The following is an 11,429-nucleotide window of genomic DNA, read 5'->3' as shown; positions in this document are numbered from 1 at the left end:
TGTAGTCGCCGATGTCCGGCACCTTCACTTCGATCGTGCCGCCACCAGCGGCAGCCGGAGCAGGGGTCGGGGCTTGCGCGGCCGGTGCGGGTGCCGGTGCAGCAGCGGCCGGAGTCGGTGCGGGCGCAGCTTGGGGTGCCGGGGCCGGTGCAGCGGCAGCGCCCTGCTCTTCGAGCAGCAGCACCAGCGAGCCTTCCGACACGGTGTCACCCACCTTGATCTTCACTTCCTTGACGACGCCGCTCTTGGGCGAAGGCACGTCCATGGTCGCCTTGTCCGACTCCAGCGTGACCAGCGAATCTTCGGCGTTGACGGTATCGCCCGCCTTGACCAGCACTTCGATCACCGGGACGTCTTTGTAGTCGCCGATGTCCGGCACCTTGATTTCTACGACTTGACTCATTCTTCTGTCTCCAGAGGGTCTGGCGGCGAGAGCATCCGGCCGTGGACACGCGTTGCCCCGCAGGCTACCGCATCGTGCAGGCAAATGCACGTTGCGGGAAGTCTGTCGGGGCGGTGCCCGGCCGGGACGCAACCCGCGCGCCCGGCGGCTCCGTTATACGGTCATCGGGTTGGGCTTGTTCGGATCGAGGTTGTACTTCTTCAGTGCCTCGGCCACCTTTTCGCGCGGCAGCACGCCTTCGTCGGCGAGCGCCTTGAGCGACGCGACCGTCACCCAGTAGCGATCCACCTCGAAGAAGTGACGCAGCTTCTCACGGGTATCCGAGCGGCCGAAACCGTCGGTGCCCAGCACCACGTAGCGACGCGGCACGAAGGCGCGGATCTGCTCGGCGAACGTACGAACGTAGTCGGTCGATGCGATGACCGGGCCGCGTGCGTTCTTGAGCAGCTTCTCGACGTGCGACTCGCGTTGCGGCTCGGTCGGGTTGAGCAGGTTCCAGCGTGCGGTAGCGTTGCCTTCACGGGCCAGCTCGGTAAAGCTCGGGCAGCCCCACAGGTCGGATTCCACGCCCCAGTCCTTCTTCAACAGATCGGCGGCGGCGATCACTTCACGGAAGATCGTGCCCGAACCCAGCAGTTGCACGCGCGGTGCGTTGCTGTTTTCGACGCCCTTCTTGAACTGGTACATCCCCTTGATGATGTCGGCCTCGACACCCGCCGGCATTTCCGGGTGCTCGTAGTTCTCGTTCATCACCGTCAGGTAGTAGTAGACGTCTTCCTGCTCGACATACATGCGACGCAGGCCGTCTTGCATGATCACCGCCAGTTCGTACTGGAAGGTCGGGTCATACGAGATGCAGTTCGGGATGGCAGCGTGGTACACGTGCGAGTGACCATCTTCGTGCTGCAGGCCTTCGCCGTTCAGCGTGGTCCGGCCTGCGGTGCCGCCTAGCAGGAAGCCGCGCGAACGCATGTCGCCGGCGGCCCAGCAGAGGTCGCCGATACGCTGGATGCCGAACATCGAGTAGTAGATGTAGAACGGGATCATCGCCACGCCATGCGTCGAATACGACGTGGCGGCCGCGATCCAGTCGCACATGGCGCCGGCTTCGTTGATGCCTTCCTGCAGCACCTGACCCGTCTGCGATTCCTTGTAGAACATCAGCTGGTCGTGATCCTGCGGCACGTACTTCTGGCCTTCCTGGTTCCAGATGCCGACCTGGCGGAACAGACCTTCCATGCCGAACGTGCGCGACTCATCCGGCACGATGGGTACAACGTGCTTACCGATGTTCTTGTCCTTCAGCAGGATGTTCAGAATGCGCACGAAGGCCATCGTCGTGGACACCTCGCGGCCTTCACCGGTGGCCTTGAGCAACGCGTCGAACGCAGACAGCGCCGGAACTTGCAGCGGGTCGGCCTTCTGGCGACGGGCCGGCAGGTAGCCGCCGAGGTCCATGCGCGCCTTGCGCATGTATTCGAGTTCCTTCGAGCCCTCTTCAAACTTGACGTACGGAACGTGCTCGAGCTGGTCGTCGGCGACCGGAATATTGAAGCGATCGCGCAGCTTGCGGATGGCATCCACCGGCATCTTCTTCTGCTGGTGGGCGATGTTCATCGCTTCACCGGCTTCGCCCATGCCGTAGCCCTTGATGGTCTTGGCGAGGATGACGGTCGGCTGGCCCTTGTGGTCCGTTGCCGCCTTGAACGCTGCGTAGATCTTGTGCGGATCATGGCCGCCGCGGTTCAGCGCCCAGATGTCGTCGTCGGACCAGTCGGCCACCATGGCCTTGAGTTCGGGCGTGTTGAAGAAGTGCTCGCGCACATAGGCGCCGCTCTTGGACTTGAAGGTCTGGTACTCGCCGTCGACGCATTCCATCATGCGGCTCATCAGCAGGCCCTTGGTGTCGCGGGCAAGCAGCTGATCCCAACGGCTGCCCCAGATGACCTTGATGACGTTCCAGCCGGCGCCGCGGAATTCCGATTCCAGCTCTTGAATGATCTTGCCGTTGCCGCGCACCGGACCATCCAGGCGCTGCAGGTTGCAGTTGATCACGAAGACGAGGTTGTCCAGCTTTTCGCGGCCGGCCATGCCGATCGCGCCCAGCGATTCCGGCTCATCGGTTTCACCATCGCCCAGGAACGCCCAGACCTTGCGGTTTTCCCAGTTCTGGATCAGGCCGCGGCTGGCCAGGTACTTGGTGAAGCGCGCCTGGTAGATCGCCATGATCGGGCCCAGGCCCATCGACACTGTCGGGAATTGCCAGAAATCCGGCATCAGCCACGGGTGCGGGTACGACGAGATGCCCTTGCCGTCGACTTCCTGACGGAAGCTGTCGAGTTGCTCTTCGCTCAGACGGCCCAGCAGGAATGCGCGCGAGTAAACGCCCGGTGCCGAGTGGCCCTGCACGAACACCATATCGCCGCCGTGCTTGTCCGACGGGGCATGCCAGAAATGGTTGTAGCCGACGTCATACAGCGTGGCCGCCGAAGCGAACGACGAGATGTGGCCGCCGACGTTGGTGTCCTTGTTCGCACGCAGCACCATCGCCATGGCATTCCAGCGCGTGTACGAGCGAATGCGGTGCTCGATTTCCTGGTCGCCCGGAATGCGCTCCTGATTCTCGACCGGGATCGTATTGATATAGGGGGTTTCTGCATGCAGCGGAGACGTCACGCCGTTGATGCGCGCGTACTCGATCTGCTTATCGAGGAGGAACGCCGCGCGTTGCGGGCCTTCCGCGCCGATGACGCCTTGCAGCGCCTCCAGCCACTCCTTGGTTTCCTGGGGATCAACGTCGCTGGCGCTCGTGGCACCCAGGACTTGTTCTGGTACGGCCGACATGGCGGTCTCCTTGGTAGCAGTAACGGTAGTTGCGTCTCTTGTGAGGCGCCCACTGGCACGCGCGTTCGCACGCACGCAAGAGGCCACCCCGACTTTTGCGCTGATTCTATGGGCACCCGCAAACGCAGCACAAGCGGAATTTTCAAATTGCGATATGGTTTTTTATAATGCGGAATATTGCCGCAACGCAAAACAAATCACTTTTGACATTGCAGCGCAGCATTTTTTAAGCGAACAAGACACCTCACCAAGCGGTTTCCCCAAGCGACCTGCAAGTTGATTGCCGTTACACTAAGTTTTGCGCAGTTGCACAGATGCCCACTCCTCTACCTCCGCAGAATTCCGGCGTTCGTCCGCCCATCATGCTTGCCCCCTCCCACGCTTCGCAGGACCCGGCCGCCAAGTCCGAGCCGCCAACGCCTGCTGCGCCTGCGCCGATTTCCGTGAACGCATCCGAACTGCCGTCGGACGAAGTCGTCCGGCCGAACATGCCCCGCCGCCTGTGGCTGACGCGCCTGGCCCGGCTATGGACGACCAACTGGTTCATGTTCATCCCGCTGGTAGCGATCGTCCTGTTCGCCGGCGCGATGATTTTCATCCTGTACCAGTTGCACGCCACCGAGGTGCAGCAGCAGCGCGACGCTCTTTACCGCGATGCTGCCTGGGCCGAGCAGAAGGTGCGCCTGTCCCTGCAGAGCAACCAGGACCAGGTTGCCGCCCTGGCGCGCGATATCGGAGCCGCACAGCTCGACCCGAGCGCCTATCGCGATGCCGCCCGCCAGCTCCTGCGTGAGAACCCGGAGCTGGTCTTCATCAACTGGCTGGATGCCACGCGGCGCCCGCGCTGGGCGTTCCCGTCCACCTCCGAATTCACTGCGCGCGTGCGCGAAACGCGCGACCATCCGCTCGAACCTGAAATTCAATCCGCCTACGACGCGGCCCGGGAGACGCAGCGCGCCGTCTATTCACGGCCCATCCAGAACGAACGCGGCGAGAGCTTCATGCTCATGGAAGTCCCGATCGTGCGGGACAACGAATTCCTGGGCACGGTGGGCGCCATGTATTCGGTCACCGGCATCCTCACGCAACTGCTGCCGGGCGAGCTGACAGACCGCTACCGCTTCTCGCTGGTCGACAAGAACAACGTGGTTCGCGCGAGCACGTCGTTGCGGCCGGTGCCCAAGGCCGCCGCGTCGTATGAAGTGCTACTGGATCCGCCTGGCCATTCGTTGTCGCTGCGGGCCGAGGCGTATCCCGCACCGTCCAACCTGCCCAACAACATGCTGATGTGGCTGGTGGCCGGCCTGTCGTGCTTCGTGATCTGGAGCTTGTGGAGCGTGTGGCGCCACACCAGCCGCCGTTCGGAAGCCCAACGCGCGCTCCTGGCAGAGACCTCGTTCCGGCGCGCCATGGAAAACTCCATGGTGATCGGCATGCGTTCGCTCGACCTCAACGGTCGCATCACCTACGTGAACCCGGCGTTCTGCCGCATGATCGGCTGGACGGAGGCCGAACTGGTCGGCCGCATGCCGCCGTTCCCGTATTGGCCGCCCAACGAGATCGGCGAGATGCAGAAGCACATCGAGCTGACCCTGCGCGGCAAGGCCCCCGCCAACGGCATGGAGCTGCGCATGATGCGCCGCGACGGCACGAGTTTCTATGCGCGGATGTACGTCTCGCCGCTGATCGACGCACGCGGCCGGCATACGGGGTGGATGAGTTCCATCACCGACATCACCGAGCCCAAGCGCGCCCGCGAAGACCTGGCCGCCGCGCACGACCGCTTCACTACGGTGCTGGAAAGCCTGGACGCAGCGGTGTCGGTGCTCTCGACCGACAAGGCCGAGTTGCTGTTCGCCAACCGCTATTACCGTCAGCTTTTCGGCTGGGAAGCGTTCGGCCATCTGCAGCTCTCCGGCAACGACGTCAATACCGAAGACGTGTCCAGCGATGCGCTCGACCTGGTCGACGCCTACGCCGGCCTGCCGGCCTCCGAACTGACGCCGCACGCGGCGGACGCACGGGAAATCTACGTGCCGTCGATGCAGAAATGGTTTGAAGTGCGGCGCCGCTACATCCAGTGGGTGGACGGCCACCTCGCGCAGATGCAGATCGCCACCGATATCACCGTGCGCAAGGCCGCTGAAGAGATGACGCGCCAGCACGAAGAACGCCTGCAGTTCACCAGCCGCCTGACGACGATGGGCGAGATGGCCTCGTCGCTGGCCCATGAGCTGAACCAGCCGCTGGCCGCCATCAACAACTACTGCATGGGTGCGGTCGGCCGCCTGAAGTCGGGGCGGAGCACGCCGGAGGAACTGATTCCGGTGCTGGAAAAGACCTCCGCCCAGGCCGTGCGTGCCGGCACGATCATCCAGCGCATTCGCGGTTTCGTGAAACGCAGCCAGCCGCAGCGGCGCGAATCCGACCTGCGCGACATCGTCGCCGACGCCGTCGGCCTGGCCGAGCTGGAGGCCACGCGGCGCGGCATCACCATCCTGACGCGCCTGCCGGGCGACCTGCCGCATCTGTATGTTGATCCGGTGCTGATCGAGCAGGTGCTCGTCAATCTGCTCAAGAACGCCGCCGAAGCCATGGCCGCCCACCCGCGCCTGCGCGCCGCCAGCGTCCTGCGCCTACACGCCAACCTGATCAACGATCCGGAAAATTCCGTGCTGATCGAGGTGATCGACCAGGGCCCGGGCGTGGACGACAGCACCAAGGAGCGGCTGTTCGAGCCGTTCTTCAGTACAAAATCCGATGGCATGGGCATGGGGCTGAATATCTGCCGCTCCATCATAGAATCCCACCTCGGCAGGCTCTGGGTAGAAAACAACGCCGATGGCATCGGCTGTACGTTTAAAATCATCCTGCCGCTGAATCCGCTGTAGATCGTTTTTAAAACATAGAACGTAGACCGAGGACTCCTCCATGAGCACAACGCCCGCCGCAGTTGCGCCGCGCAACGAAACCGTGTTCGTCGTCGATGACGATGAAGCCATGCGTGACTCGTTGACGTGGCTGCTCGAAGGCAACGGCTACACCGTTCGCACGTACCGCAGCGCCGAAGAATTCCTGGTCGACGACAAACGCGGCGAAGGCGTCGGCTGCCTGATCCTCGACGTGCGCATGCAAGGCATGAGCGGCCCCGAGCTGCAAGACCGCCTGCTGGCCGAAAACAGCCGCATGCCGATCGTTTTCGTCACGGGCCACGGCGACGTGCCGATGGCGGTCTCGACCATGAAGAAAGGCGCGGTCGACTTCATCGAAAAGCCCTTCGACGAATCCGAACTGCGCGAACTGGTTGAGCGCATGCTCAGCAAGGCCCGCAGCGAAGACTCGGTCGCCCGCGAGCAAAAGGCCGCCAAGGACCTGCTGGGCCGCCTGACCACGCGCGAGCAGCAAGTCCTGGAGCGCATCGTGGCCGGCCGCCTGAACAAGCAGATCGCCGACGATCTGGGCATTTCCATCAAGACGGTGGAAGCGCACCGCGCCAACATCATGGAAAAGCTCAACGTGAACACCGTGGCGGACCTGCTGCGCCTGGCCCTGTCGCGCAACGCCTGATTCGGCTGCAGGAAAACCCAAGCGATCATCCGGGCGGCCGGAAGGGAGGCGGCGATTTATAATCGCGGTTTGCCCTCTCCCTCCTCCGCCCAGCCATGACCGCCCAACTCATTGACGGCAACGCGCTTGCCAAACAACTCCGCGCCGAGGCCGCACAACGCGCCGCCGCCCTGACCGCGCGCGGCCACCAGCCCGGCCTCGCCGTCATCCTCGTCGGCGAAGACCCGGCCAGCCAGGTCTACGTGCGCAACAAGATCAAGGCATGCGAAGACAACGGCTTCCTGTCCAGCTTCGACCGCTACCCCGCTGACCTGTCCGAAGCCGACCTGCTCGGCCGCATCGACGCACTGAACCGCGACCCGCGCATCCACGGCATCCTGGTCCAACTGCCGCTGCCCAAGCACATCGACAGCCACAAGGTGCTCGAAGCCATCGCGCCCGAGAAGGACGTCGACGGTTTCCACGTGGCCAATGCCGGCGCCTTGATGACCGGCGCCCCGCTGTTCCGCCCGTGCACGCCGTATGGCTGCATGAAGATGCTGGAATCGATCAACTACCCCGTGCGCGGCGCCAATGCGGTGGTGGTCGGCGCTTCGAACATCGTCGGCAAGCCCATGGCGATGCTGCTGCTGCAAGCCGGCGCCACCATCACCATCTGCAACAGCAAGACGCGCGATCTGGCCGCGCACACGCGAGAGGCCGACATCATCGTTGCCGCCGTGGGCCGCCGCAACATCATCACCGCCGACATGGTCAAGCCGGGCGCAGTCGTCATCGACGTGGGCATGAACCGCGACGATGCCGGCAAGCTGTGCGGCGACGTCGACTTTGCCGGCGTCAAGGAAGTTGCCGGCTATATCACGCCGGTGCCGGGTGGCGTCGGCCCGATGACGATCACCATGCTGCTCATCAACACCCTGGAAGCCGCCGAGCGCGCTGCTGAAGGAGCCGCCCTGGCGGCGTAAGCTTCACCCTGATCCAGTTGGAAACGGAAAAAGCGTCCCCACCTGTTGGATCGGACGCTTTTTTTGTCCCCCGAATTTCTCTACCGAGCCCGCCATGACCGACATTTCGCCCAAGGTTGCCACCCCGGCCAACAATCCGCTGCTCGATTTTTCTGGTCTGCCGCGCTTTGCGGACATCCGCCCCGAACACATCACGCCGGCCGTCGACGTGCTGCTCGAGCGCGCCGCATCGGCGGTGGCGCAGGTCAAGGACCCGGCCACGCCCGTCAGCTGGAACACCGTCGTCACCGCACTCGAAGACGCCACCGAACCGCTGGGCCGCGCCTGGGGCATCGTCAGCCACCTGAGCGCCGTCGCCGACACGCCGGAGCTGCGCGAAGCGCATGCCGCCAATCTGCCGCGCGTGACCGAATTCTGGTCGGGCCTGGGTCAGGATCTGGAACTGTTCGAAAAGTACAAGGCGATTGCCAACAGCGCCGAATACGCCACGCTGTCGCCCGCGCGAAAGAAGCTTCTTGAGAACGAACTGCGCGGGTTCCGCCTGGGCGGCGCAGAGCTGCCCGAAGACCAGAAGCCGCGCTTTGCGGCGATTCAGGAACAGCAGGCACAGTTGACCAAGGCCTTCAGCGACCACGTTTTGGACGCGACCAACGCCTACGCGCTCGTCATCGACGACGAAGCGCGCCTGGCCGGCCTGCCCGAAGACGCCAAGCAGGCCGCCCAGGAAGCTGCGCGCCGCGATAATCCCGAGGCGACCGGCTGGAAGTTCTCGCTGCACTTCCCCTCGTATTTCCCGGTGCTGCAGTACGCGGACGACCGCGCGCTACGCCGCACGCTGTACGAAGCCAACGTCACGCGTGCGTCCGAACTGGGCACGCAATACGGCGGCGGCAAGGCCGAGTGGGACAACACTGCCAACATGGCCGAACAGCTCGCGCTGCGCGCCGAAGAAGCGCACATGCTGGGCTATCGCAATTTCGGCGAGGTGTCGCTCGTGCCGAAAATGGCCGATTCGCCTGAAGACGTGCTGCGCTTCCTGGAGGAACTGGCCGACCGCGCCCGTCCGTTCGCCGAGAAGGATTGGGAAGAACTGCAGGCGTTCGCCAAGACCACCCTCGGCATCGACAAGCTCGAACCATGGGACATGGCCTACGCGTCGGAAAAGCTGCGCGAAGCGCGCTACGCGTTTTCCGAGCAGGAGGTGAAGCAGTACTTCCCGGAACCTGCCGTGCTGGACGGCCTGTTCAACGTCGTGCAGACGCTGTTCTCGGTGAAGATTCAGCCGGAGGCGGCCGAGGTATGGCACCCGGACGTCCGATTCTTCCGCGTCGAATCGGCACAGGGCGAGTTGCTGGCGCAGTTCTACATCGACCTGTATGCGCGCGAAGGCAAGCGCGGCGGTGCATGGATGGACGACGCACGCGGTCGCAAGCTGCTGGGCGATGCCGGCGTGCAGACCCCGGTGGCTTACCTCACCTGCAACTTCTCCGGCCCGGTCGGCAACAAGCCGGCGCTGTTCACGCACGACGAGGTCATCACCCTCTTCCACGAATTCGGCCACGGCCTGCACCACATGCTCACGCAGGTGGATGAACTAGGCGTATCGGGCATCAACGGCGTGGAATGGGACGCGGTGGAGCTGCCGTCGCAGTTCATGGAAAACTTCTGCTGGGAATGGGAAGTGCTCTCGCGCATGACGCGCCATGTAAATTCCGGCGAACCGCTGCCGCGCAAGCTGTACGACAGCATGCTGGCCGCGAAGAACTTCCAGAACGGCATGGCGACGCTGCGCCAGATCGTGTTCTCGACGTTCGACATGCACCTGCACACCGACTTCGACCCGAAGGGCGCGACATCGGTGCTGGAGCTGTCGCGCCAGATCAACAATCGCTTCCACGTGGTGCCGCAGGCCGAGCTGTCGCGTTGGCCGAACACGTTCAGCCACATCTTTGCCGGTGGCTATGCGGCGGGCTACTACAGCTACAAGTGGGCCGAAGTGCTGTCGGCAGATGCCTATGCCGCGTTTGAGGAAGCCAGCAAGCTGGGCGGCTCGGTGCTCGATGCGGAAACTGGCGCGCGCTATCGCCGTGAGGTGCTGGCAGTCGGTGGCAGCCGCCCGGCCATTGAATCGTTCACGGCCTTCCGCGGCCGCGCGCCGAGCATCGATGCGCTGCTGCGCCATGGCGGCATGGTGGCGGAAACCGCCTGACGGTCTGCTTGGCCAGGCGTGACAGCGCCGCTTCGTGCCCCCGTGCCGAAGCGGCGTTTTCATTCGAGCCCGCAGCGCTTGATGGCACAATATCGCACCCCTGAACGGCGCCAAATTGTGCGCCGTCGCCATTTGCAAGGACCGAGCCCCCATGCGTGTCGCAACCTGGAACGTTAACTCTTTGAAGGTGCGCCTACCGCACGTGCTGCAATGGCTGGCCGAGCGCGAAGCCGACGCCACGCCCATCGACCTGCTCTGCCTGCAGGAACTCAAGCTGCCCGATGACCGCTATCCGCTCGCCGAGCTCGACGCCGCGGGCTACGCCTCGTTGTTCACCGGTCAGAAGACATACAACGGTGTTGCCATCCTCGCGCGCAAGGCGTCGGTGCCTGAAGGCCGCGATGTGGTGAAGAACATCCCGGGCTTTGACGACGAGCAGCAGCGCATCGTGGCTGCCACGTACGACGTGGACGGTGGCCCGGTGCGCGTGATTTCTGCCTACATTCCGAACGGGCAGGCGCTCGATTCCGACAAGTTCGTCTACAAGCTGCGCTGGCTGGAGGCGCTGCAGGCCTGGCTGACAAGCGAGTTGGCAGCAAACCCGCGCCTCATGCTGCTGGGCGATTTCAACATCGCCCCTGAAGACCGCGATGTGCACGATCCGAAAAAGTGGGAAGGCCAGAACCTCGTGTCGCCGGAAGAGCGGGCAGCGTTTCGAGCGATGCAAAACGCCGGGCTTGTCGATGCCTTCCGCATGTTCGAGCAGGAAGACAAGCTGTTCTCGTGGTGGGACTACCGCATGTTCGGCTTCAAGCGCAACGCCGGGCTGCGGATCGACCACATCATGCTGTCGCCTGAGCTCGCCAAGCTGTGCGAGTCGTGCCATATCGACCGCGTGCCACGCACGTGGGACCAGCCTTCCGACCACACCCCCGTCGTCGCCGCCTTGCGCCGCGCATAAGGAGCGCCTCGCATGGCTTCCGCCTTCAAGCACCGCAATCTGCCGCATTTGCTGCTGCGCGCGCGTGAGACGTTCATGGCACGCTTTCGGCCGATCCTGCGCGAGCACGGCATCACCGAGCAGCAATGGCGCGTGCTGCGTACGCTCAACGATACCGGCGACATGGAGCCCAACCAGCTCGCCGATGCATGCCTGATCCTGAGCCCGAGCCTCACGCGCATGCTGGCGGCGATGGAACAATCCGAGATGATCGTGCGCACGAAGTCGTCGGTGGATCAGCGTCGGCAAGTGATTTCGCTCACGCCCAAGAGCCGCCAGTTCCTGGCGGACGTCGAACCGCAGGTCGATGCCGAATACGCGCGCATCGAGGCGCAGCTGGGTCGTGCGCGGCTGGACGCGCTCTACGCCGCCATCGACGAATCGATCCACGTCATGGAAACGCACACGCCGATGGGGCGCTTCACCGGCGACGAGTAATAC

8 protein-coding genes are annotated in these 11,429 nt (G+C 63.9%); 6 read left to right on the top strand and 2 right to left on the bottom strand.

Translation table 11 applies throughout. The features are described 5' to 3' along the window. Window positions 1–403, bottom strand: a 403-nt coding sequence (locus tag FUT88_RS08225; protein ID WP_325205664.1) for a biotin/lipoyl-containing protein, incomplete at its 3' end; no start/stop codon positions are given. A gap of 153 nt (window positions 404–556) precedes the next feature. After that, window positions 557–3,247 (bottom strand): pyruvate dehydrogenase (acetyl-transferring), homodimeric type, encoded by a 2,691-nt coding sequence (gene aceE / locus FUT88_RS08220; protein ID WP_147214552.1) that lies wholly within the window; start codon window positions 3,245–3,247, stop codon window positions 557–559. 362 nt (window positions 3,248–3,609) lie between these two features. Between aceE and FUT88_RS08210 the strand changes: the two genes are divergently transcribed. The 6 genes from FUT88_RS08210 (at window position 3,610) to hpaR (ending at window position 11,426) form a co-directional block, all read left to right on the top strand. Further along, window positions 3,610–6,138, top strand: a complete 2,529-nt coding sequence (locus FUT88_RS08210; protein ID WP_147214550.1) for a PAS domain-containing sensor histidine kinase — start codon at window positions 3,610–3,612, stop codon at window positions 6,136–6,138. Window positions 6,139–6,178: 40 nt separating this feature from the next. After that, window positions 6,179–6,814, top strand: a complete 636-nt coding sequence (locus FUT88_RS08205) for a response regulator transcription factor (protein ID WP_024975528.1) — start codon at window positions 6,179–6,181, stop codon at window positions 6,812–6,814. 95 nt (window positions 6,815–6,909) lie between these two features. Continuing rightward, on the top strand, window positions 6,910–7,779 hold the full coding sequence (gene folD, locus FUT88_RS08200) for a bifunctional methylenetetrahydrofolate dehydrogenase/methenyltetrahydrofolate cyclohydrolase FolD (RefSeq protein ID WP_009240794.1): 870 nt from the start codon (window positions 6,910–6,912) through the stop codon (window positions 7,777–7,779). Window positions 7,780–7,873: 94 nt separating this feature from the next. Further along, window positions 7,874–9,988 (top strand): M3 family metallopeptidase, encoded by a 2,115-nt coding sequence (locus FUT88_RS08195; protein ID WP_147214549.1) that lies wholly within the window; start codon window positions 7,874–7,876, stop codon window positions 9,986–9,988. A 151-nt stretch (window positions 9,989–10,139) separates the two neighbouring features. Next, the gene (gene xth / locus FUT88_RS08190; RefSeq protein ID WP_147214548.1) at window positions 10,140–10,949 is read left to right on the top strand and encodes an exodeoxyribonuclease III; all 810 of its coding nucleotides are present in this window, start codon (window positions 10,140–10,142) and stop codon (window positions 10,947–10,949) included. Window positions 10,950–10,961: 12 nt separating this feature from the next. Then, window positions 10,962–11,426, top strand: coding sequence for a homoprotocatechuate degradation operon regulator HpaR (gene hpaR / locus FUT88_RS08185; RefSeq protein WP_147214547.1), 465 nt, complete (start codon window positions 10,962–10,964; stop codon window positions 11,424–11,426). The last annotated feature ends 3 nt before the right edge of the window (window positions 11,427–11,429 follow it).

This window comes from Ralstonia sp. TCR112 (assembly GCF_007997035.1).
GTDB classification, from domain to species: Bacteria; Pseudomonadota; Gammaproteobacteria; order Burkholderiales; family Burkholderiaceae; genus Ralstonia; species Ralstonia edaphi.
The sequence above is the reverse complement of the archived record's forward strand: the minus strand, read 5'-3'. Positions and strand labels throughout refer to the sequence as shown.

What these genes read in the sequence shown, in the direction of transcription:
- aceE (WP_147214552.1), bottom strand. Translation starts at nt 3,247, where the DNA reads ATGTCGGCCGTACCAGAACAAGTCCTGGGTGCCACGAGCGCCAGCGAC.
- FUT88_RS08210 (WP_147214550.1), top strand. Translation starts at nt 3,610, where the DNA reads ATGCTTGCCCCCTCCCACGCTTCGCAGGACCCGGCCGCCAAGTCCGAG.
- FUT88_RS08205 (WP_024975528.1), top strand. Translation starts at nt 6,179, where the DNA reads ATGAGCACAACGCCCGCCGCAGTTGCGCCGCGCAACGAAACCGTGTTC.
- folD (WP_009240794.1), top strand. Translation starts at nt 6,910, where the DNA reads ATGACCGCCCAACTCATTGACGGCAACGCGCTTGCCAAACAACTCCGC.
- FUT88_RS08195 (WP_147214549.1), top strand. Translation starts at nt 7,874, where the DNA reads ATGACCGACATTTCGCCCAAGGTTGCCACCCCGGCCAACAATCCGCTG.
- xth (WP_147214548.1), top strand. Translation starts at nt 10,140, where the DNA reads ATGCGTGTCGCAACCTGGAACGTTAACTCTTTGAAGGTGCGCCTACCG.
- hpaR (WP_147214547.1), top strand. Translation starts at nt 10,962, where the DNA reads ATGGCTTCCGCCTTCAAGCACCGCAATCTGCCGCATTTGCTGCTGCGC.